The 20,728-nt window shown below is 64.6% G+C and carries 21 protein-coding genes; 5 read left to right on the top strand and 16 right to left on the bottom strand.

Translation table 11 applies throughout. The features are described from left to right. Positions 1 to 130: 130 nt before the first annotated feature. Positions 131 to 1,024, top strand: coding sequence for a DMT family transporter (locus DIC66_RS06255; protein ID WP_233505808.1), 894 nt, complete (start codon positions 131 to 133; stop codon positions 1,022 to 1,024). Between the two features lie 4 nt (positions 1,025 to 1,028). On the opposite strand, the gene DIC66_RS06250 is transcribed toward DIC66_RS06255, so the two are convergent. Genes DIC66_RS06250 through acuI form a run of 4 tightly spaced genes read right to left on the bottom strand, consistent with a single transcriptional unit; the run spans position 1,029 to position 5,240 of the window. Further along, positions 1,029 to 1,952, bottom strand: a complete 924-nt coding sequence (locus tag DIC66_RS06250) for an NAD(P)-dependent oxidoreductase (RefSeq protein ID WP_117175176.1) — start codon at positions 1,950 to 1,952, stop codon at positions 1,029 to 1,031. A 19-nt stretch (positions 1,953 to 1,971) separates the two neighbouring features. Continuing rightward, positions 1,972 to 2,955 (bottom strand): aldo/keto reductase, encoded by a 984-nt coding sequence (locus tag DIC66_RS06245; RefSeq protein ID WP_117175174.1) that lies wholly within the window; start codon positions 2,953 to 2,955, stop codon positions 1,972 to 1,974. Beyond that, entirely contained in the window at positions 2,956 to 4,221 is a 1,266-nt protein-coding gene (locus DIC66_RS06240) for an MFS transporter (protein ID WP_233505829.1), read from the bottom strand. It abuts the gene before it with no gap. A 41-nt stretch (positions 4,222 to 4,262) separates the two neighbouring features. Continuing rightward, positions 4,263 to 5,240 (bottom strand): acrylyl-CoA reductase (NADPH), encoded by a 978-nt coding sequence (gene acuI / locus DIC66_RS06235; RefSeq protein WP_117175862.1) that lies wholly within the window; start codon positions 5,238 to 5,240, stop codon positions 4,263 to 4,265. Positions 5,241 to 5,448: 208 nt separating this feature from the next. Between acuI and DIC66_RS06230 the strand changes: the two genes are divergently transcribed. Further along, positions 5,449 to 5,679 carry a helix-turn-helix domain-containing protein gene (locus tag DIC66_RS06230; protein WP_117175172.1) on the top strand — a complete coding sequence of 77 codons (231 nt, stop codon included), beginning with the start codon at positions 5,449 to 5,451 and terminating at the stop codon, positions 5,677 to 5,679. A gap of 49 nt (positions 5,680 to 5,728) precedes the next feature. On the opposite strand, the gene DIC66_RS06225 is transcribed toward DIC66_RS06230, so the two are convergent. The 10 genes from DIC66_RS06225 to DIC66_RS06180 all read right to left on the bottom strand — a co-directional run bounded on the left by DIC66_RS06225 (position 5,729) and on the right by DIC66_RS06180 (position 16,598). Then, positions 5,729 to 7,123 carry an efflux transporter outer membrane subunit gene (locus tag DIC66_RS06225; protein WP_117175860.1) on the bottom strand — a complete coding sequence of 465 codons (1,395 nt, stop codon included), beginning with the start codon at positions 7,121 to 7,123 and terminating at the stop codon, positions 5,729 to 5,731. 14 nt (positions 7,124 to 7,137) lie between these two features. Next, on the bottom strand, positions 7,138 to 10,308 hold the full coding sequence (locus DIC66_RS06220) for an efflux RND transporter permease subunit (protein WP_117175170.1): 3,171 nt from the start codon (positions 10,306 to 10,308) through the stop codon (positions 7,138 to 7,140). Positions 10,309 to 10,320: 12 nt separating this feature from the next. After that, positions 10,321 to 11,610, bottom strand: coding sequence for an efflux RND transporter periplasmic adaptor subunit (locus DIC66_RS06215; RefSeq protein WP_117175168.1), 1,290 nt, complete (start codon positions 11,608 to 11,610; stop codon positions 10,321 to 10,323). 507 nt (positions 11,611 to 12,117) lie between these two features. Continuing rightward, complete coding sequence (locus tag DIC66_RS06210; RefSeq protein ID WP_117175166.1) at positions 12,118 to 12,768, bottom strand: histidine phosphatase family protein; 651 nt, start codon at positions 12,766 to 12,768, stop codon at positions 12,118 to 12,120. After that, on the bottom strand, positions 12,768 to 13,448 hold the full coding sequence (locus DIC66_RS06205; protein WP_147321251.1) for a DUF4136 domain-containing protein: 681 nt from the start codon (positions 13,446 to 13,448) through the stop codon (positions 12,768 to 12,770). Before DIC66_RS06205 ends, DIC66_RS06210 begins: the two co-directional genes overlap by 1 nt. Positions 13,449 to 13,450: 2 nt before the next feature. Next, the gene (gene ttcA, locus DIC66_RS06200; RefSeq protein WP_117175162.1) at positions 13,451 to 14,374 is read right to left on the bottom strand and encodes a tRNA 2-thiocytidine(32) synthetase TtcA; all 924 of its coding nucleotides are present in this window, start codon (positions 14,372 to 14,374) and stop codon (positions 13,451 to 13,453) included. Next, positions 14,371 to 14,784: a dihydroneopterin aldolase gene (locus tag DIC66_RS06195; RefSeq protein ID WP_117175160.1), complete on the bottom strand. Its 414-nt coding sequence runs from the start codon at positions 14,782 to 14,784 to the stop codon at positions 14,371 to 14,373. Before DIC66_RS06195 ends, ttcA begins: the two co-directional genes overlap by 4 nt. After that, entirely contained in the window at positions 14,781 to 15,191 is a 411-nt protein-coding gene (locus tag DIC66_RS06190; protein WP_117175158.1) for a dihydroneopterin aldolase, read from the bottom strand. Before DIC66_RS06190 ends, DIC66_RS06195 begins: the two co-directional genes overlap by 4 nt. Continuing rightward, positions 15,188 to 15,973 (bottom strand): SDR family NAD(P)-dependent oxidoreductase, encoded by a 786-nt coding sequence (locus DIC66_RS06185; RefSeq protein ID WP_117175156.1) that lies wholly within the window; start codon positions 15,971 to 15,973, stop codon positions 15,188 to 15,190. Before DIC66_RS06185 ends, DIC66_RS06190 begins: the two co-directional genes overlap by 4 nt. Then, on the bottom strand, positions 15,966 to 16,598 hold the full coding sequence (locus DIC66_RS06180) for an SDR family NAD(P)-dependent oxidoreductase (protein ID WP_233505807.1): 633 nt from the start codon (positions 16,596 to 16,598) through the stop codon (positions 15,966 to 15,968). The genes DIC66_RS06185 and DIC66_RS06180 overlap by 8 nt, the downstream gene beginning before the upstream one ends. 132 nt (positions 16,599 to 16,730) lie before the next feature. Between DIC66_RS06180 and DIC66_RS06175 the strand changes: the two genes are divergently transcribed. From DIC66_RS06175 to DIC66_RS06165, 3 genes are all read left to right on the top strand, one after another. Beyond that, positions 16,731 to 17,822 carry a class I SAM-dependent methyltransferase gene (locus DIC66_RS06175; protein WP_117175858.1) on the top strand — a complete coding sequence of 364 codons (1,092 nt, stop codon included), beginning with the start codon at positions 16,731 to 16,733 and terminating at the stop codon, positions 17,820 to 17,822. Between the two features lie 126 nt (positions 17,823 to 17,948). Beyond that, entirely contained in the window at positions 17,949 to 18,317 is a 369-nt protein-coding gene (locus DIC66_RS06170) for a phosphomannose isomerase type II C-terminal cupin domain (RefSeq protein WP_117175152.1), read from the top strand. A gap of 42 nt (positions 18,318 to 18,359) precedes the next feature. Further along, entirely contained in the window at positions 18,360 to 19,343 is a 984-nt protein-coding gene (locus DIC66_RS06165) for an ROK family protein (RefSeq protein WP_117175150.1), read from the top strand. A 12-nt stretch (positions 19,344 to 19,355) separates the two neighbouring features. Here DIC66_RS06165 and DIC66_RS06160 read toward each other — a convergent pair whose 3' ends face one another. Continuing rightward, on the bottom strand, positions 19,356 to 20,450 hold the full coding sequence (locus tag DIC66_RS06160; protein ID WP_147321250.1) for a hypothetical protein: 1,095 nt from the start codon (positions 20,448 to 20,450) through the stop codon (positions 19,356 to 19,358). A gap of 45 nt (positions 20,451 to 20,495) precedes the next feature. After that, positions 20,496 to 20,728, bottom strand: a 233-nt coding sequence (locus DIC66_RS23070; protein ID WP_199534677.1) for a phosphatase PAP2 family protein, incomplete at its 5' end; no start/stop codon positions are given.

Genomic DNA, 20,728 nt, shown 5'->3' with positions numbered 1-20,728 from the left:
GGAGCGATCCGTACCTCGCGCGCGGAATGGCGCCTATCTTAGCAGCCCCAAGTTCATTTCCTAGGGTTTACCCTGAGCTACACTCCCTACAATGCCCCTCCCTGCCGCGTCGGCTAGCTCCACCCGCCCTTTGACCACCAACGCCAGGACCCTGGCTGGCATCGGTCTGCTGCTTGCTGCGGTGGCCTGTTTTGCCGTGCTGGACACCACCACCAAGCGTGTCACCGTCGGTGCGCCTTTGCTGATGGCCGTGTGGGCCCGCTATTTCTTTCAGGCACTGGTGGCCTCGGCACTGATACTGCCCCAAAAAGGCTTGGCGGTTTTGAAGACGGACAACCTGGGGATGCACCTCACACGCGGCGCGCTGCTGATGGTGGTGACCCTCTTGGCATTTTCCAGCCTGCATGTGATGCCGGTGGGCGAGTTCACTGCCATTGTCATGACCACGCCCTTGCTGGTCACGCTGCTGGCGGCACGCCTGCTGGGCGAGTATGTATCGCCCATGCGCGTGGCCCTGGTGCTGGGCGGCTTTGCGGGAACCGCCATCATCGTGCGCCCCGGCGGCGGTACGCTGGATTTTTACAGCTGGCACATACTGCTGCCCCTCGGGATGGTGGTGGCCAATGCCGGTTTTCAGTTGCTGACCAGCAAAATGGCGCGTACCGAAGCCGCCATGACCACCCAGTTCTACACCAGCTGGGTGGGCGCACTGCTGGCCAGCATTCCGCTGTATTGGTTCTGGACCACCATTGACAACCCGGCCCTGTGGCTGGGCCTGTTGGTCATGGGCCTGGCCGGAGCTGCCGGGCATATGCTCATGATCATGGCCTTCGAGCGCGCCCCCGCTGCCACGCTCATGCCCTATATGTACCTGCAAATCGGCTTTGCCATGCTGGGCGGCTGGTTCATGTTTGACCACATCCCGGACCACATGTCGCTGCTGGGCATAGGCCTGATTGCCGCCTGCGGCACGGCCGGTGGCCTGCTCACGCTGTACGAATCACGCCTGCGACGCGAACCCTGAGCGCTCACTCAACTGGCCGCGTCCCGGGCGCCAGCACCACCGCACTCAGACCTGCCACCAGCTCCGGCAGCATGGGCACCATGGTGTCCGGCCCGCCCTGCTTCACGGCCATGCCAAAGCTGTTCTTGACAGCATTGCCCAGGGGATTGGACACCCCCGCGTCATCGGCCATGGACTCCAGGTAACGCAGGTCCTTGAAGGCGTTGGTCAAGGTGAACTTGTGTGCCTCCCGGTTGCCGTTCAGGGTGTATTCCATGAAGGTCTGGTAGAACAGGTTGTCCATGCGGCCGTTGCGGATCACCGCATCAAACATGGCCGGCGTGATGCCCACGGCCTGCGCCAGGGTCAGGGCCTCGGCATACAGGGCGGCATAGCCCAGCGATACAAAGTTGTTGATCAGCTTCATGCGGTGGCCCGTGCCCGTGGCGCCCACATGCACGATGCGGCCCGCCCAGGTCTGCAGCAGGGGCTCAATGCGTTTGAACACGGCGAGATCGGCACCCACCATGGTGTCGAGCGTGCCGGCCCAGGCTTCCTTGGGCGTGCGGCTCAAGGGCGCATCCACCAGGTGCACACCCACGGCCGCCAACTCGGCGGCCAGCGCCGTGGTGGAGGTCGGGTCCGAGGTGGAACAGTCCACCACCACGCTGCCAGGCTGCAGCCCGGCCTTCAGCCCCTGCGGGCCGCGTATGAGGGTCTCCACATCACGCGAACCCGTAACACACAGGAACACCACCGAGGCCTGGGCCGCCAGCTCAGCGGCCGAGGCGCACAGCACGGCGCCGCGTTGCTGCAAATCGGCTGTGGCGGCACTGGCGGTGCGTGCATAAATGGACAGCGCATAGCCCTTGTCCACCAGATTCTTGGCCATGCCGTGGCCCATCAGGCCCAGGCCGATAAAGCCGACGGTCTCGCGTGTGTGCGTCATAGGTGTCTCTTCTGTCGTGTTACCAGCCCTGGTGTACCCAGGGCTTGGCGTGTTGTTCATAAACCGTCTGCACGGCCTGCATCTGCTCCGGGGTCAAGGCCGGCAGGTCCGCGGCGCTGACGTTGTCGGCCACCTGGGCTGCGCGCTTGCCGCCGGGTATGGCGCAGGTCACGGCCGGGTGCATGGTGAGCCAGCGCAGGGCGAACTGGGCCATGGTCATTCCCGCAGGAACCAGCGGGCGCAGGGCCTCCACGGCGGCCAGCCCCTTGGCATAGTCCAGCCCGGAGAAGGTTTCACCCTTGTCGAACTGTTCGCCCTGGCGGTTGAACTGGCGGTGGTCATCCGCAGCAAAAGCGGTCTGTGCCGTCATCTTGCCCGACAGCAAGCCTGATGAAAGCGGCAGACGCGCCAGAATGCCCACGCCCTTCTTTTGGGTTTGCTCAAACAGCAAATCGGCGGGGCGCTGGCGCAGTATGTTGTAGATGATCTGCACGCTTTGCACGCCGGGGAATTCGATGGCCTTGAGGGCCTCTTCCACCTTCTCCACGCTCACGCCGTAGTGGCGCAGCTTGCCCTCTTGCTGCAGTTCGTCCAGCACGCCAAAGACTTCGGGCATGTAGTACACCGGCGTGGGCGGGCAGTGCAGTTGCAGCAGGTCCAGCGCTTCCACGTTCAGGTTGCTCAGGCTGCGCTCCACAAAGGCGCGCAGGTTCTGGCGGTTGTAGCCCTCGGCCACATGCGGACTCAAGCGCCGCCCGGCCTTGGTGGCAATATAAAAAGGCTCGCTGCGCTCTTTGCGCAGGCGCGCCAGCAGGCGCTCGCTGCGGCCGTCGCCATACACGTCGGCGGTATCAAAGAAGTTCACACCCAGGTCCAGCGCCTGGTGCAGCGCGCCCATGGATTCGGCGTCATCCACATCACCCCAGGTGCCGCCTATGGCCCAGGCGCCAAAGCTGATGGTGGAGACCTGCCAGCCCGTGCGGCCCAGTGTTCTGTATTGCATTTATGTTTTCCGGTTGAAGCATTCGACGATAGCACCCAGGCGCGAGCCGTCGCCGGGATGGGCCAGGGCCAGCAGCCAGGCGCGGCGCAGCAAAAACACCACCACCGCGGCGTTGAGCAGGTTGAAGGCAATGCCATTCAAAAAGGCGGCGCGGTAGGAGCCTGTGAGGTCAAAAATGGCACCCGACATCCAGCCCCCCAGCGCCATGCCAAACAGCGTGGCCATCAGCACCGTGCCCACCCGCGCACCGGCCTGCTGGGGCAGGAAGTACTCGCGCACGATGAGCGCGTAGCAGGGCACGATGCCGCCCTGGAACAGGCCAAACAGTCCCGAGATCACATACAGCGGCACCAGGCCCTTGAAGGGCAGAAACAGCGTGAGCGCCAGCAGTTGCAGCAGCGAGCCGATCAGCAGGGTGATGAGCCCGCCCAGCCGATCGGAAATCCAGCCCGACACCAGACGGCTGACGATGCCCGCGCCCAGCATGAGTGAGAGCATTTGCGCGCCCTCGGTGGCGCCAAAGCCCAGGTCGCTGCAATAGGCCACGATGTGGACTTGGGGCATGGCCATGGCCACGCAGCAGGACAGACCGGCCACGCTGAGCAGGCCGGTGAGCAGTGAAGGGTTCAGGTTGAGTGGCCGCTCGGACACGGCCGCGCGTGCAGCCAGCCCCTGCGCACCTGCAGCCGGGGCCGCAGGCGCAGCGGCGCCCACGGCGGCCAACAACACCGGCGCGCGGCGCTTGAGCACCCAGGCCAGCGGCAGAATGCTGGCAAAGCAAAAGTAGCCAATGGCGGCATACGCCTCGCGCCAGCCCCACAAGCCCACCATGTGCTGCGCAATCGGCGGCCACACCGCACCGGCCAGGTAATTGCCGCTCATGCAGATGGCCAGCGCAATGCCACGGCGCCGGCTGAACCACTGCGAGGTGTCGGCCACCAGCGGCGCAAACGTGGCCGAGCTGCCCAGCAGGCCGATCAGCAGGGCCTGCGCCAGATTGAACTGCCACAGGCTGTGGGCAGAGCCCGCCAGCAAAAAGCCGCAGCCCAGCGCCACACCGCCCACCAGCACCGGCACCATGACACCAAAGCGGTCCGCCAGACGCCCCATGAGAATGCCGCCCAGCCCAAAGCCAACCAGGGTGACGGAGTACGGAAACGAGGCCTCTGAGCGCCCCACCCCAAACTCCTGCTGTATGCGCGGAAGCACCACGGTAATGGCATACATGCCGCTGCCGCCAATCGTCATCAGCGCCAGCGACACCAGCAAACGCAGCCAGGCGTAGGCTGATTCGCCCTGGGGCTGGTCTATGGCTTCACCACCACGCGGCCGCGCACCTTGCCGGCCAGCAGGTCGGCGGCCACGGCGATGGCGTCTTCGAGTGCAATCTCCGAGGTGATCGCGTCGAGCTTGGCCACGTCCAGGTCGCGCGCCAAGCGGGCCCAGGCCTCTTCGCGTTTGGCAAGCGGTGCCATCACGCTGTCAATGCCGTAGAGCGTGATGCCGCGCAGAATGAAGGGCGCCACCGAACCGGGGAAATCCATGCCCTGTGCCAGGCCGCAGGCGGCCACCGCACCGCCATACCGGGTAGTCGCACAGGCATTGGCCAGGGTGTGGCTGCCCACGCTGTCCACCACCGCGGCCCAGCGTTCCTTGGCCATGGGCTTGCCGGGGGCCGATAGTTCGGCGCGGTCGATAACGTGGCTGGCACCCAGCGACTGCAAATAGGCCGTCTCTTGCAGGCGCCCGGTGGAGGCGGTGACCGTGTAGCCCAGCTTGGACAGCAGGGACACGGCCACGCTGCCCACGCCGCCGTTGGCGCCGGTGACCAGCACCTCGCCGTCGGCGGGCTTCACGCCATGCTTTTCCAGCGCCATCACACACAGCATGGCGGTATAGCCTGCGGTGCCTATGGCCATGGCCTGGCGGGTGCTGAAGGCCGCAGGCAGGGCCACCAGCCAGTCGCCCTTGACGCGCGCGGTCTGCGCCAGCCCGCCGCTGTGCGACTCGCCCACGCCCCAGCCGTTCAGGATGACCTTGTCGCCCACCTTCCAGCGCGGGTTCTGGCTGCTGTAGACGGTGCCCGCAAAGTCAATGCCGGGCACCAGCGGAAAGCGCCGCACCACGGGCGACTTGCCGGTAATGGCCAGTCCGTCCTTGTAATTCAGCGTGGACCATTCGACACCGACGGTCACGTCGCCCTCGCCCAGCACGGCGTCGTCAATGCTTTGTACCGTGGCGGCATAGGCGCCCTCAGTCTTGGTCAGCAAAATACCTTTGAACATCTTGTCTTCCTTCTTCAGTTTCACGTAAGCGCTGTTGGCGAGTATGAGCGCATTCTTGGGCGATCGATTCGACGGTGATTTTTATGTGCGCCATGGTGCATAGCGAGCAACCTTGCCCACAATGTGTATGCTGTGGGCCTCGCCTTGCATCATGTGCGAATAAATGTGTTCCCAACTTGGCAACCGTCGCCAGATCGGCGCATCAAATATGAACGAAATTAACTACAAGAATATTGTGGGCGAAAAGATCAGGGCCCTGCGTAAAGGCGCAGGCCTGTCACAGGAGGTACTGGCACAGCGCTGCGGTATTTTTCGCACCTACCTGAGCCGGATCGAGTCCGGCGCAGCCAACCCTTCCCTGGTGGTTCTTGTCACCCTCGCCAACGCGCTGGACGTGGAGCCCCACGCCCTGCTGATGCTGGAAGCAGGATCGAAATAGACTGGGCCCGCCAAGACCTGCGGCTGGTCTTGCAGCCGCAGGCAAGCGCCTATTTTTCCCCGGCTGCTTTCCAGCCACCACCCAATACGCGGTAGAGAGTTGCCAGGTTTTGTTGGACCTGGCTAGTCAACTGCAGTTCGGCCTGCTGCAGGGCAAACAGCGAACGCTGGGCATCCAGCACCTCCAGATAGCTGCTGGCGCCGTTCTTGAAGCGCAGCCCGGTCAACTGGGTGCGCTCTGCTTCAGCCCGCGTTTGCGCCTGCAGGGCAGCGAGTTGCTGGCCCAGGGTGGCGCGGCCTGCCAAGGCGTCAGCCACTTCCCGGAAGGCCGACTGTATGGCCTTCTCATAGTTGGTCACAGCCACCTCGCGCGCCACCTTGGCCGAGGCCAGATTGGCCTGGTTGCGTCCTGCATCAAAAATTGGCAGCAGCAACTGCGGCGCCAGACTCCAGCCAAAGGTGCCGTCCTTGAACAGGTCGGCCAATGCGTTGCTGACACTGCCAGCGCTGGCGGTGAGCAGTATCTTCGGGAAGAACGCGGCGCGTGCGGCACCGATGTTGGCGTTGGCGGCCAGCAGTTGCTGCTCAGCCTGCACCACGTCGGGCCTGCGCAACAACACCTCTGAGGGCAAGCCCACCGGCAGGTCGGCCAGAGCCGCAGGCGGCGGCACCGCTGCGATCAGATCAGCAGGCGCCGTCTGGCCCAGCAGCAGGTTCAAGGCGTTTTCATCCAGCAGCCGCTGGCGCGTGCTTTGCGCCAGGCTCACCCGGGCGGCCTCCAACAGGGACTGGGCCTGGCTCAGGTCCAGTTGCGAACTGGCACCCTGGTCAAAGCGCAGCTTGAACAGGCCCTGCGACTCTTCCCGCGTCTTCACGGTTTGCTGTGCCAGTGTGGCCAGGGCCGTGTCGGCTTGCAGGGCAAACCAGGTATTGGCCACCGAGCCAATGAGGCTGATCTGCGCGGCCCGGCCGGCTTCGGTGCTGGCCAGGTACTGCGAAAAGGCTGCGTCGGACTGGCTGCGCAAGCGGTCAAACAAATCGACCTCAAAGGACGTTACCAACAGGCCGGCCGAATAGCTGCTGGTAGTGGCACCACCCCCCACGGTCTGGCGTGTCAGGCCCAGGCCGGCGTTCACCGTGGGCCAGCGGTTGGCTTTGCTGGCATCGACCAGGCTGCGGGCCTGTTCCACGTTGAGCAGGGCCACGCGCAGATCGCGGTTGTTGTCGAGCGCGATCTGAATCAGCTTTTGCAGGCGTGCGTCGGCAAAAAAGGTTTGCCAGGGCAGGTCGGCCGCAGCCGTTCCTGCCGGGGCTGCACCCACGGGGGCGGCGGGGAATTGTGCGGGCACGGGGGCTGCAGGCCGCTCGTAGTTTGGTGCCATGGAGCCGCAGGCCACGAGGGATGCCGCCAGTGCCGTCAGGCCCATGTGTTGGAGAGTGTTCATGAGGTTCATAGCGGTCAATCCGGTTCCACAGCCACGGGGGCGGCGAGTTCACCCTCTTGCTTCTCGTGGGCGTACATGCGGCGCTGGCGCTCGCTGCCCTTGAAGATGCGGCGCACCACCACAAAAAACACCGGCGTAAAGAACACCGACAGGGCAGTGGCGGTGATCATGCCGCCCATCACACCGGTACCAATGGCGCGCTGGCTGGCCGAGCCCGCACCACTGGCCAGCACCAAAGGCACCACGCCCAGGATGAAGGCCAATGAAGTCATCAGGATGGGGCGGAAACGCAGGTGCACGGCCTTGAGCACCGCCTCCACCAGGTCCATGCCCTGCGCCACCAGGTCCTTGGCAAACTCGATGATCAGCACCGCGTTTTTGGCGGAGAGGCCAATGATGGTGATCAGGCCCACCTTGAAGTAGATGTCGTTCTCCAGCCCGCGCAGGTGCGCGGCCAGCACCACGCCCAGCATGCCCAGGGGCACCACCAGAATCACGGCAAAGGGAATCGACCAGCTCTCATAGAGGGCTGCCAGGCACAGGAACACCGCCAACAGCGAGAAGGCAAACAGGATGGCGGCAGTAGAGCCCGAGAGCTTTTCTTCGTAGGTCTGGCCGGTCCACTCGTAGGCAAAGCCTGCGGGCAACTGCGCGGCCAGGCGTTCCATTTCGGCAATCGCCACACCGGTACTCTGGCCCGCTGCGGGTTCACCGGAGAGGCGCATGGTGGGGAAGCCGTTGTAGCGGATGGTCTGCATAGGGCCGGTGATCCACTCGGTATGTGCAAAGGCCGAGAACGGCACCACCTGGCCCGTGCTGTTGAGCACGTTGAGGCGCAGCAGGTCATCGGCCTGCATGCGGGTGGACGCATCGGCCTGCACCACCACACGCTGCAGGCGCCCGGCATTGGGGAAGTCGTTCACATAGCTGGAGCCCAGCGCGGTGGAGATAGCACTGTTGATGGCGGTGAAGTTCACGCCCAGGGCACTGGCCTTGTTGCGGTCGATGTTGAGCTGCAACTGCGAGGCGTCTTCCAGACCGTCCGGGCGCACGCCCTTGAGCAGCTTGCTTTGTGCGGCCATGCCCAGCAACTGGTTGCGCGCTGCCAGCAGGGCCTCGTGGCCCATGCCGCCGCGGTCCTGCAGGCGAAAGGCAAAGCCGCTGGAGCTGCCCAGCTCCGGAATGGGAGGCGGCGAGAGCGGGAAGATGAAGGCATCGCGGATGCCCATCAGGCCACCAAAGGCGCGCCCGGCCAGGGACTGCGCGGAGCTTGCGGCACCGGCGCGTTCCTTCCAGTCCTTCAGGGTGATAAAGCCCAGGGCCGCGTTCTGGCCGCTGCCGGCAAAGCTGAAGCCCAGCACGCTGACCATGTCGGCGACTTCGGGCTGCTTGAGCATGAACTGCTCCACCTGTGTCATCACGCCGCTGGTGCGGTTGACGGTGGCACCCGGGGGCAGCTGCACGTTGACCAGAATGGTGCCCTGGTCTTCATTGGGCAGGAAGGAACTGGGCAGGCGGCTGAACAGCAGGCCCACACAGGCGATGAGGACGGCATAGATCACCAGGAAGCGGCCGGTGCGCTTGAGGATACGCGCAACCCAGCCCTCGTAGCCGTGCGTGACGCTGTTGAAGCCGCGGTTGAACCAGCCAAAGAAGCCGCTCTTGGCATGGTGGTGACCTGCTTGCACCGGTTTCAGGATGGAGGCGCACAGGGCCGGTGTGAACGACAGGGCCATGAAGGCCGAGATCACAATCGCGCTGAGCATCACCACCGCAAACTGGCGGTAGATATTGCCCACCGAGCCGCTGAAGAACAGCAGCGGCACAAACACCGACACCAGCACCACGGTCACGCCGATGATGGCGCCCGAGATCTGGCCCATGGCCTTGCGGGTGGCCATGAGCGGGTGCAGGCCCTCGGTGCTCATGATGCGCTCCACGTTTTCCACCACCACGATGGCGTCGTCCACCACAATGCCGATCACCAGCACCATGCCGAACATGGTGAGCACATTGATGGAGTAGCCCAGGCCCAGCAGCACGCCAAAGGTACCCAGCAGGGTGATGGGCACCACCAGCGTGGGGATGATGGTGTAGCGGATGTTCTGCATGAACAGGTACATCACCAGGAACACCAGCAGCACCGCCTCCAGCAGCGTCTCCACCACCTGGCGGATGGAAATTTCCACAAACTTGGAGCTGTCGTAGGGAATGGTGGCCTTCACGCCGGGCGGGAAGAATTTGGAGAGTTCATCCAGGCGCACGCGGATGGCCTTGGCCGTGGCCAGCGCATTGCCGCTGGGCGACAGCTGCACGCCGATGCCGCTGGAGGGTTGGCCGTTCAGGCGCGCCTGGGTGCCGTAGGACTGGGCGCCGAGCTCAATGCGCGCCACATCGCGCAGGCGCACGCTGGAGCCATCGGCATTGGCGCGCAGGATGATGTTGCCAAACTGCTCGGCCGAGGTCAGCTGGCCCTTGACCACCACCGCAGCAAAAATCGACTGGCCGGGCAGATTGGGCAAATCGCCAATGGTGCCGGAGGTGACCTGGGCGTTTTGCGCGGCGATGGCTGCCGTGACGTCACCGCTGGAGAGCTTGTAGCCCACCAGCTTGGCCGGGTCTATCCAGATGCGCATGGCGCGCTCGGTGCCAAACAGCTGGGCCTGGCCAACGCCGGGCACGCGCTGGATTTCGGGCAGGATGTTGCGCGAGGCATAGTCGCCCAGCGCCACCGGGTCAAAGTCCGGGTTGTCCGACGACAGGATGGCAAACAGCAGAAAGTTGGAGCGCGCCTTGTCCACGCGCACGCCGTTTTGCGTCACCACCGAGGGCAGGCGCGGCGCGGCGCGGCTGAGGCGGTTTTGCACATCCACCTGCGCCAGGTCGGGGTTGGTGCTGGGGTCAAAGCTGAGCTTGATGGAGCCACTGCCATCGGCCTGGGCCACCGACTCCATGTAGAGCAGGCCGGGCGAACCATTCATCTCGCGCTCGATGACCGAGAGCACGCTGTTTTCCAGCGTGGTGGCAGTCGCACCGGGGTAGGCAGCAGACACCACGATGGAGGGTGGCGCCACCGAGGGGTACTGGGCCACGGGCAACTGCCGGATGGACACGGCACCGGCCACCACGATAAAGAGGGCAATGACCCATGCAAAGATGGGCCGGTCAATAAAGAAACGCGCCATGGTGCGGGCCTCTTACGGTTTGGCCGCAGCGGAAGCCGCTACCGCAGGGGCACTGGTTGCTGCCGCAGGGGCACTACCAACCGCCGCAGGGGCGCTGGCCGTGCCACCGGCAGGCGCTGCACCCGGCGGGGTCCATGGCACGCCCTTGACCGGGGCCTTGCCCTGCATCTTCTGGAAGCCATCCACCACCACCTGCTCGCCGTCGTTGAGTCCGCTCAGAACCACCCACTGGTTGTTCTTGCCCGAACCGACCTTGACCGTACGTGTCTCCACCATGCCGTCGGCACCCACCACTTTCACGCTGTCACCTTGGGAGGTACGCTGCACCGCCTGCTGCGGCAAGAGGATGGCGCCAGCAACGGCGGCCTGCTGCAACTGCGCGCGCACATACATGCCCGGCAACAACACGCCCTTGGGGTTGGGCACCTCGGCACGCAGGGTAATCTGGCCCGAGGTCGGATCCACACTCAGGTCGGAAAACAGCAGCTTGCCCGCCAACGGGTACACGCTGCCGTCATCGAGCACGATGCGCACCTGGGCTGCATCGGCCCCCCCGGCGGACTTGAGTGCTCCGCTGGCAATGGCTGCACGCAAGCGCAGCACATCGGCCACTGGCTGGGTGAAGTTCACATACATGGGGTTGATTTGCTGCACCAGCGCCAGCGGTGTGGCGTCTCCCTGCCCTACCAGTGCGCCCTCGGTTACCAGCGCACGGCCAATGCGACCGGAGATGGGCGTGGTGACGGTGGCGTAACCCACATTGATCTGGGCGCTCTGGATGGAAGCCTTCGCTGCGGCCACATCGGCCTCGGCCAATTTTTGGGCGGCCACGGCGGCCACCATTTCTTGCTTGCTGATGGCATTGGCCTCGGCCAGCGGCTTGTAACGCTCGGCCTGGGCCTGGGCCTGGGTCAGGTTGGCCTCGGCACGGGCCAGGGCGGCTTGGGCGCCCGCCAGCGTGGCCTTGTAGGGAGAGGCATCAATCTGGAACAGGGTCTGGTTGGCCCGCACTTCGGAGCCTTCACGGAACAGCTGCTTTTCAAGAATACCGGCAACGCGGGCCCGCACCTGCGCCACACGCGAGGCCTCGGTGCGTCCTGGCAGCTCGGTCTGCAAACCCACGGTGGCGCGCGAGACGGTGACCACACCCACCTGGGCCGGCGGCGGAGCCTGGTTGCCCGCAGCGGCAGGCGGTGCGGCCGACTGGCCACAAGCGGCGAGCAAACCGGCTGCGCCCAGCATCAGCAGATGGGCGTCTGCGCGACGCAAAAAGGAAACCGTGGCATTTTTCAATGCATGCATATTGAACCCCCAGGGAATGAAATCGGGGCCACGTGGCCCCGGCTTGGAAAATTGCGAGAAGTTGCAACAGGTGTTGCGCATCAAGGTGATTTCAGTATATCGATAAGGGGTAAACCCTGAGTAAACACAAACTACCATTTTTGTGAACACATTGGGCAAGGCCTGTTTGGCGTGAGGTCTTGTGGTTCGCTGGATGTTTTGTTTTTGCGCGCTGCGCGGGGAGGGGATACGCCGGGCACCTCATGGTGCGAGCACAAATCGGCGCCCGGCGTATCCCCTCCCCGCGCGACCCCTGGAGTGCGCAACGTTTTCTGCACGTGCGCCGAATGGTGCGCACTAGCCGGTCTGGTTCTTACCTTTTCAGAGCAGCAACGCTCCTATGAGCAGGAGGGGCAAGGGCGGGCGACGATTTGTGGTACTCCACCATGAGGAGCTCGCCCTTGCCCCTCCTGCGCACCCCCCTGCAGGCGCGGGGCTTGCGAAGGACTTTGTATGCCCAATACGCCCTCAGGCCCCGAACTCGTCGCGCTCCTCGCCATCCAGATGCCGGGTATCGGCCCAGCCCACCAGCGTCAGCGCCTCGGGTGTCCACAGCAGGCGGTTGATGGCGGTGTTGCCCAGTTCCCAGGTGCGCGCAGCACTCACACTTTGCTGCGTGGCCAGGCGGTACAGCATGTCGAGCACGCCGCCATGCGCCACCAGCACGATCTGCTCTCCCGGGTGGCGCGCGGCAATGTCGTTCACCGTGTGGCCTACACGGGCCATCACCTGCACCGGACTCTCGCCGCCCAGGGGGGCAAAGTGCGGATCGCGGATTTTCCAAAGCCGGGACTCATCGGGCCACTGCGCTTCAATCGCGGCATAGGTGTGGCCCTCGAACTTGCCAAAGCCGCGCTCGCGCAATCCCGTGTGGGTTTGCACCGGGGCATGCAGCGCGGGCTGGGCCGCCGCAATGGCCTGCGCGGTGGCATGGGCGCGCGACAGGTCGCTGGAGTAGATGGCATCCAATGCCTCATCGGCCAGAGCCTCGGCCACGCGCTCGGCCTGCCAGCGGCCCTTGTCATTCAGGCCGATGTCGATCTGGCCCTGGATGCGGGTAGCCACGTTCCAGTCGGTCTCGCCATGGCGCACGGCGATGATGCGGGTGGCGCCGGACACTAAGGCGTTCCGGGTGCTTCGGGTGCTTCGGGCGGCTGGCCCGGCAGCTCAATCACCACCTTGCGCGGACCTGCGGGGGGTGTCGGGTAGCCGTTCAGTGCGGCATCCAGAATCACCGGCAGCAGGTTGCCACTGTCGGCCCAGGGGCCATCAAAACTGGCCGTGGTCTCAAAGGCCAGTTGGCCGGTGGCGCTGTCGCGCAACAGAAAGCGCACGGTATGGCGGTACCAGGTGGGCTCCAGCGACAGGGCCAGGCTGCTGCGGTGGTGCATGCCACGGGAACCCCAAAAACTGCCCACCGCGACCTGCGGGTAAGGCGACACCATGGCCGTGATGTTCACGCTGACCTGGACCGCATAGCGCGCACTGGGCGCGGCGGAAGCGGTGCCGGCAATGGCACCCGATACCAGCGGCGCGGGTGTGAGGCCCACCTTGGCGAGGGCCTGCGCGGCCAGCGCTTCGATCTGGTCCTGGGCAACGGATGCGCTCTGCGAGGGCAGGCGCTCAAAGCGGTAGAGCGCCGGGCGCACCGCAGGCACTGCTGCCGTGAAACTCTGCACGTCGCTGTCAATCATGCGCGGCAAGGCGCAGCCCGTGAGGGCGGCGCACAGCAGGGCCAGGCCGGCCATGGCCAGTGTGCGACCCGGTATGCGAGCAAGGCAGCGTGTCAAGGCGGTCATGGTCAGGCCGCCACCACCTGCAGGCCCGGCAGGGTGGGCGCGGTGAATTCCTCGGCGTCGAAGGCCTTGTCACCTTCTTCGTCCTCCACACCGGTGGCAGACACACCCTTGAAGTCAAACAGCTTGGGGTCCATCAGGTGCGAGGGCGCCACGTTTTGCAGCGCGGTGAACATGGTCTCGGTGCGCCCGGGATACTTCTTCTCCCACTCGCGCAGCATGTTTCCGATCTGCACGCGCTGCAGGTTTTCCTGGCTGCCGCACAGGGTGCAGGGGATGATGGGAAACTGGCGGTGCGTGGCCCAGCGCACCAGGTCTTTTTCGGCCACGTTGGCCAGCGGGCGTATCACCACAAACTCGCCGTTGTCGCTGGTGAGCTTGGGCGGCATGCCCTTGAGCTTGCCAGCGAAGAACATGTTCAGAAAAAAGGTCTGCAGCATGTCGTCGCGGTGGTGGCCCAGGGCCAGCTTGTTGCATTGGAGCTTCCTGGCCACGCCGTACAGAATGCCCCGGCGCAGGCGGCTGCACAGGCTGCACATGGTCTTGCCTTCGGGGATGTTGCGCTTGACGATGCTGTAGGTGTCCTGCGTCTCAATGTAGTACTCCACGCCCAGGTTCTTCAGGTACTCGGGCAGGATGTGGTCGGGGAAGCCGGGCTGCTTCTGGTCCAGGTTGACGGCCACCAGTTCAAACTTGATAGGCGCGCGCTGCTGCATCTTGAGCAGGATGTCGAGCATGCCGTAGCTGTCCTTGCCGCCGGACATGCAGACCATGACGCGGTCGCCCTCCTCGATCATGTTGAAGTCCATGATGGCCTGGCCCACCTGGCGGCACAGGCGCTTCTCGAGCTTGTGGGTTTCGCGCTCGATCTTCATCTGCTTGTCTGCAGAGACTGCAGGCGCCTCGTCTTCGACCCAGACAGCACTCATCGTAAATCTCCTTGCGGCACAGTGGCCCAGTGTCCGGTTTCCATGCGGATGGCGACCTCGCAATCGTCAAATATTTCGAGCTTGGCAATCTTCACCCGCGCACCCACCACGCCGGGCAGCTGCATCAGGCGGTGGCTGAGCTTGCCAATCAGCGTCTCCAGCAGGTTCACATGCTCGGAGGTGCACTCGTCGATGATGAGCTGGCGCACCTTGCGGTAGTCCAGCACATGGTTGATTTCATCGTCTTCGGGCAGCAGCGGCTGGCAGCCCAGGCACAACTCGGCGTCCACCTGGATGGGTTGCGGCTCGATTTTCTCAGACTCCAGAATCCCCAGGCTGGCGTCAAAGCGCAGTCCGGTCAGGGTCAGGGTCTGGTTGCCGGTGGATTTGTTTGCGCTGACTTGGCTCATGTGTTTTCTTTCATACGGAAGACCTCAACCCCCACCCCCGCGCTGTCCGGATACACGTCGGGCTTGCAGCTCGACAGCCGCACCGCCCACACCTGCGGATGCTCCAGCATGCGGGTGGCCAGGTCATCGCACAGGGTTTCCTGCAGGTCCACATGGCCGCTGGCCACGCGCCGGGCGATCACTTCGCGCACAAAGTCGTAGTCCACCACTTCCGACAGGCTGTCGGTCTGGGGGGTGGATTCGGCATAGGGCACAAAGAGCTCCACATTGAAAATCACACGCTGGGGCTGGCCCTTCTCAAAGTCGTGGGCGCCGATTTGCACCGACACCGCATGGTCCCTGAGAAAGATGCGCCGGCACGACAGGATCAGCCGGCTTAAGGGGTCGGTACGGGGGTCAAGGGTCATGTTGCGGGAGTTCCATTGTCGGCAAGGGCAAACATCACATCGCGTGTCAAAGGGACCAGATGTTGTCCATTGTCGACAGCCAGCGTCACGCCGGTGATGCAGGGGTTTTCGGCCAGGAAGAGCACGCTTTGGGCCACGCGCTGCGGGTCCAACGCGGTTTGCATCAGGTTGACCTTGCCCGATCGCTCAAAGTTGTCCTGGGTCTGCGGCCCGCTGATGAACATCAGGCCGGGTGCCACACCACACACGCGCACACGCGGCGCCAGGGCCTGGGCCTGCAGGGCCACACTGCGCTCCAGGGCCAGCTTGGAGACGGTGTAGCTGAAGTAATCGGGGTTGAGGTTGAACACCTTCTGGTCCAGCACATGGATGATGCTGCAGTCGCCGGCCTGTGCATCGGGCGGCAGCCGCGCGGCCACCAGTGCCGAGAGCGACAGGGGCGCAATCAGGTTGACTTCGAGCTGGCTGCGTACCAGATCCATGTCCAGACCGGTGGCACGGTCTTCCGCAAACATCGAGGCGTTGTTGACCAGGCAATGCAAAGCCCCGCCCTGGGCCACGACCTGCTCCAGCATGGAGGCGCGCTGGGCCTCCACCCGCAGATCGGCCCGCACTGCATAGGCGGCAAAGCCTGCGCTGCGCAACTCTTCTACCAGGGCATGGGCCACATCGCCCGAGTGCTGGTAGTGGCACCACACCTCCCAACCGGCGTGGGCAAAGGTGCGGCACAGCAGTGCGCCCAGACGCTGGGCGCCGCCGGTGATGAGAACGCGCTTAAGCATGGTGGGTGGCAGGGGTTGTAGCGGGGTGCACCGGCTGCAGTGCGGCGGCTGCTTGCTGAGCGGTGCTCACGCTCACCACGCGCAGCAGCGGCTGCAGGGTCAGCTCCAGCACGGCATTGGCCGCACCCAAAGCAGCCTTGGACAGGCTGTAGGACAAAAAGTCCGGCGTCTGGTTGCGCAGCTTCTGATCCAGCAGGTTCACCACCGCGCCGGTGGCCTCCGGTTGGCGCTTGCGGCGCTGGCTGATGTGGGTGTGCAGGGCCTGGCTCAGCAAAATGGCCGCACCGGTGTTGCTGCGCATGTGCTTTTCCATGGCGGCAAAGCTGAAGCTGGCAGCGGTGTCGTGCTCGAAGGTGGTGGCGCAGTTGACCACCGCATCCACCTGGCCAAAGGCCTCGATCACCGCGGGCAGCAGGTTGCGCACCGCGGTTTCGTTGCCCAGGTTGCTGCGCAGGGCTTGCGCGCCGGGTGTGAGGGCAGAGCAATCGGCCACGGTGCGGCGCGCTTCTTCTACGGAGTCGCGGTAGTGCACGGCCACGCGCCAGCCCTGTTCGGCCAGCAGCAGGGCGATCTCTCGCCCCAGCAGCTTGGCAGCGCCGGTGACCAGAACAACAGGGGGCAACACAGTGTGGGGAGCAGAAGCAGACATTGGGGGACAATCCAGCGCGATATGACAACAGCTCCGAGTTTACCCACCCCCCCTATATCCCTGGCTTCGACCGAGGCGACTCGCCTGGTGGCCGCGCTGCACGCGCGCATGGCCACCGAGATGCAGCAAGCCGGTGGCTGGCTGGGATTCGATCGCTTCATGGAACTGGCCCTGTACGCCCCCGGCCTGGGCTACTACGCCAATGGCTCCACCAAGTTCGGCACCCTGCCCCAGGGCACGCGGCAGACGGATGGCAGTGTGCAGGGCGCGGGCAGCGACTTTGTGACCGCACCCGAGATGACGCCACTGTTTGGCTACGCCCTGGCGCAACAGGTGGCCCAAGCCATGCATGCAACCCAGTGCTTCGAAATCTGGGAGTTTGGTGCGGGCACCGGCGCCTTGGCCCTGCAACTGCTGACGGCACTGAAAGCCATGGGCCAGCGCGTGGACCGCTACACCATTGTGGATTTGTCCGACAGCCTCAAAGAGCGCCAGCGCCACGCCCTGCGCGAACACCTGGAGGTGGCGCACTGGGCTGCCGCCCTGCCCGAGCGCATGCAGGGCGTGGTGCTGGGCAACGAGGTGCTGGACGCCATGCCGGTGCAACTCTTGGCGCGCACACAAGGGCTGTGGAGTGAGCGCGGCGTGGCGCTGCAGGACGGCGCCTGGGTCTGGGCGGACCGCCCCACCAGCCTGCACCCACCGCTGGACATTGAGGGCCCACACGACTACCTGACCGAGGTCCACCCCCAGGCCGAGGCCTTTGTGCGCACCCTGGCCGAGCGGCTGGAGCGTGGCGCCCTGTTCTTCCTGGACTACGGCTTCCCCGAAGCCGAGTACTACCACCCGCAGCGCCACATGGGCACGGTGATGTGCCACCGCGCCCACCAGGCCGACGCCGATCCGCTGCAGGCCGTGGGCCTGAAAGACATCACCGCCCATGTGAACTTCACCGGCGTGGCCGTGGCCGCACAGGACGCCGGGCTGGAGGTGCTGGGCTACACCACACAAGCGCACTTCCTGATGAACTGCGGCCTGGTGGACCTGATGCAAAACGCCCCCCTGCCCGAACGGGTGGCCGCACAAAAGCTGATTCTGGAACACGAGATGGGCGAGCTGTTCAAGGTTATAGGCCTGGTCAAAGGCCCGCTGTTCGAGGCCCTGGGTTTTGCCCACGGCGACCGCACACACCGCCTGTAACGTGTCTGGCGCAGCGCCTGTGGCAGGTAACCCGGCAGTAACCCGAACGAATTGAAGATCCGGCAAAAAGAAAGCGCTTTCAAAGACACGTCATGCGTTAGCATTGCAACTTCATTTTTGACCAGCATGACCAGCACCACACGCACCCACACGATTGAACGCACCCAGCGCCCCTGGGGCTGGTTTGAAACCGTGTCCGAGGTGGCCGGCAACAAGATCAAGCGCATCGGCGTCAACCCTGGCCAGCAGATCAGCCTGCAGCGCCACCACCGGCGCGCCGAACATTGGGTGGTGGTTCAGGGCACCGCCCAGGTCACCCTGGGCGAGCGCGTGTTTGAGCTGGGCGTGGGCGGCCACTGCGACATCGCGCTGGGCCAGGTGCACCGTCTGGCCAACCTGACACAGGAAGCAGTTGAAATTGTGGAAGTGCAGTTTGGCGCCTACCTGGGCGAAGACGATATCGAGCGCCTGCAGGACGACTACGGACGACAATAAACCAGTCAAAAAAAAGACAACGCAAGACAACAAGAGACAAGCATGAACCAAGCAACACTGGACGCAACCATTCATTTGCCCGTGGGCAGCCCTCCCCTGGCCTGTGTGGACATAGGCGGCACCAAGGTGGCCATTAGCATGGCCGACCACCGCGGCATCAGCGGCAAGGTGTCCGAGCCCACTGCCAAGGAAGGCAACAACGACGCCCTGGCCCAGCAAATCATCCGCATGATTGGCGAGAGCTGCGCGTTGGCCGGCATTCCGCTGTCCAGCGTGGGCTCGGTGGGCGTCTCGTCCTGCGGCCCGTTTGTGCTCAACGACGGCCTGGTGGAGTTGGCCGCACCCAACATCTGCGGCGGCCTGGCCGGCAAAGCGCGCGGCCTGCCCAATGACTGGATGAGCGCCCTGCTGGAGGCACCGCTGCGCGCGGCCTTCAAGAACGTGCGCGTGGAAAACGACGGCGTGGGGGCCCTGGAAGCCGAGCGCCGCTGGGGCGCGCTGCAGGGCCTGCGCAACTGTGCCTATGTGACCTGGAGCACCGGCATCGGCATGGGCCTGTGCGTGGACGGCCACATCCTGCGCGGCAAGAACGGCAATGCAGGGCACGGCGGCCATATCTTTGTGTCTGACAACGATGAGGCCTTGTGCGGCTGCGGCCTGGTGGGCGATGTGGAAGCGCTGGTAGCAGGCAACGCCATTGCCAGGCGCTTTGCCGCGCAAGGCTATGCCGATGCCTCGGCGCTGTTCACGGCCGCGCGGGCGGGCGACGCCCGCGCCATAGAAATCATTGATGCGCTGTGCCATGTCATGGGCCGCGCCCTCTTCAACATCACCGCGCTCATGGACCTGCAGCGCATTGCCCTGGGCGGCAGTGTGTTCTGGCACAACCAGGACTACCTGCTGCCGCGCCTGCAGGCCTTCATGCATGGCAAGCTGCCCGCACTCACCAATGGTCTGGAGATCGTGCCCGCCGGGCTGGGCGAGCGCGTGGGGGACTTTGCGGCGCTGGCGCTGGTGATGCGCTGAGCCTGCGCCGGGTCAGGCGCGCTGCGCGGACATTTTTCCGCACCCCTGAAACAGAATCTTGCCCGCCATCACGCCCTTCACCTCGTCCATGGAATCGATGGCAATGTCCACCATGGAGTAGCCCTCGGGCCGCTCTATCCATTCCCCGCTTTTCAGAACCAGCTTGCGTTTGTCGTAGCTGCCGCTGACGGTGTAAGACCCCGTGGGGCCGGTCTTGCCGGGCAGGGGGTGAAAGGCCACGGTACCCGTGACCGAGTCGGCAAGGGATGAGAGATTGAGCGTCAGGCCGGTTGGCCCCTGGCTGCAAGTGTAGCTGCCCTCCCAGGTGCCCGAGAGCCGGGGGTAGGGACCGGACGGTATTTTCACGTACTGGTTCAAGGCCTTCGGGTCTACCATTCCGTACAGGTGGCCATGGCAGCTGCCCTTGTCCCCCAGCACCAGATCCGGCGTGATGGAGGTCCACAACAAGGCCTCGGCATCAAAGGGCTGGAAGCGCGGCTTTCCCTGGACCCGGTCCCCGGCCTTGATCTGGAGGTTCTTTCCCTGTTCAGAAGCGCTCACGTCAAACGCCCAATACGCATCCGCAGAGTCCTTGCGGATCATGGCAGGGAACAGGACCACCAGCCCCTGCAGGGCGCCGGCCTCGGGCCGCAGCATCAGCCGCATGCCATACTTTTCACCGCCGCAGTTGACCGTGCCCTGCCAGGTGCCGGCACTGGTCCACACGCCCGCACTGCCCTTGCCCCCGGGCGACGCATTGCCATACACGGTGGACCCGGCAAACCCGCGGATGCGTTTTTCATGCTGGGCCAGGGCCAGGTTGTTGTCCGCCAAATTCTGGGCGCTCGTCTTGCGGGCCTCCAGTTCCGCCTGCAGCTTTTGCCGGGTGACGTGCTCCCGGTACTTGCTGCTCGCAAAATCGTAGGCACCGTAAATGGCCAAACCCACCAGCCACAACACAAAACATTTCGCCAGCAGCATGCTCATGGAGGACGGGCGCCCGCCATTCTGGCTGCGGTAAATGGCCTCCCCCAGGGCGGCGCCCTCCATGGCGTTGACCATGGCACCGCCAACGGCGCCATTCAAGGATTGATTTTCGTTTGACATGCGTTCTTGCTCGGGTGGTACGGGTGCCGCGCGAATGGGCGCAAATCAGGGCTTGAACTTCAGCGCCAACACCGCCTGGGCAGCGCACTGCCCCTGCGGCTTGCCGCCTTCGATGGCGAAGCGGTAGTGGATGCCGGCATACAGGCGTGAGGCGGCTGCCTCATCGGCTGCGGCCTTGAAGTTTTTGAAGGTGCGCGGGCCCCAGCCCCTGTCGTTGTGGGTGTTGTCCACGAAGGCCGTGTTGGTACCAAACTCACGCTCCAGGACGGCAGCGGCTG

The organism is Rhodoferax lacus (genome assembly GCF_003415675.1).
Lineage (GTDB): Bacteria > Pseudomonadota > Gammaproteobacteria > Burkholderiales > Burkholderiaceae_C > Allorhodoferax > Allorhodoferax lacus.
Note: the sequence above shows the minus strand (reverse complement) of the source record. Positions and strands in the feature narration are given on the sequence as shown.

Bases quoted from the DNA above. Each gene is read 5' to 3' on its own strand.
- DIC66_RS06175 (WP_117175858.1), top strand. From the start codon at position 16,731: ATGGCCACCGAGATGCAGCAAGCCGGTGGCTGGCTGGGATTCGATCGC.
- DIC66_RS06190 (WP_117175158.1), bottom strand. From the start codon at position 15,191: ATGACCCTTGACCCCCGTACCGACCCCTTAAGCCGGCTGATCCTGTCG.
- DIC66_RS06160 (WP_147321250.1), bottom strand. From the start codon at position 20,450: ATGTCAAACGAAAATCAATCCTTGAATGGCGCCGTTGGCGGTGCCATG.
- ttcA (WP_117175162.1), bottom strand. From the start codon at position 14,374: ATGAGTGCTGTCTGGGTCGAAGACGAGGCGCCTGCAGTCTCTGCAGAC.
- acuI (WP_117175862.1), bottom strand. From the start codon at position 5,240: ATGTTCAAAGGTATTTTGCTGACCAAGACTGAGGGCGCCTATGCCGCC.
- DIC66_RS06245 (WP_117175174.1), bottom strand. From the start codon at position 2,955: ATGCAATACAGAACACTGGGCCGCACGGGCTGGCAGGTCTCCACCATC.
- DIC66_RS06225 (WP_117175860.1), bottom strand. From the start codon at position 7,123: ATGAACACTCTCCAACACATGGGCCTGACGGCACTGGCGGCATCCCTC.
- DIC66_RS06215 (WP_117175168.1), bottom strand. From the start codon at position 11,610: ATGCATGCATTGAAAAATGCCACGGTTTCCTTTTTGCGTCGCGCAGAC.
- DIC66_RS06195 (WP_117175160.1), bottom strand. From the start codon at position 14,784: ATGAGCCAAGTCAGCGCAAACAAATCCACCGGCAACCAGACCCTGACC.
- DIC66_RS06205 (WP_147321251.1), bottom strand. From the start codon at position 13,448: ATGACCGCCTTGACACGCTGCCTTGCTCGCATACCGGGTCGCACACTG.
- DIC66_RS06230 (WP_117175172.1), top strand. From the start codon at position 5,449: ATGAACGAAATTAACTACAAGAATATTGTGGGCGAAAAGATCAGGGCC.
- DIC66_RS06250 (WP_117175176.1), bottom strand. From the start codon at position 1,952: ATGACGCACACACGCGAGACCGTCGGCTTTATCGGCCTGGGCCTGATG.
- DIC66_RS06220 (WP_117175170.1), bottom strand. From the start codon at position 10,308: ATGGCGCGTTTCTTTATTGACCGGCCCATCTTTGCATGGGTCATTGCC.
- DIC66_RS06170 (WP_117175152.1), top strand. From the start codon at position 17,949: ATGACCAGCACCACACGCACCCACACGATTGAACGCACCCAGCGCCCC.
- DIC66_RS06185 (WP_117175156.1), bottom strand. From the start codon at position 15,973: ATGCTTAAGCGCGTTCTCATCACCGGCGGCGCCCAGCGTCTGGGCGCA.
- DIC66_RS06165 (WP_117175150.1), top strand. From the start codon at position 18,360: ATGAACCAAGCAACACTGGACGCAACCATTCATTTGCCCGTGGGCAGC.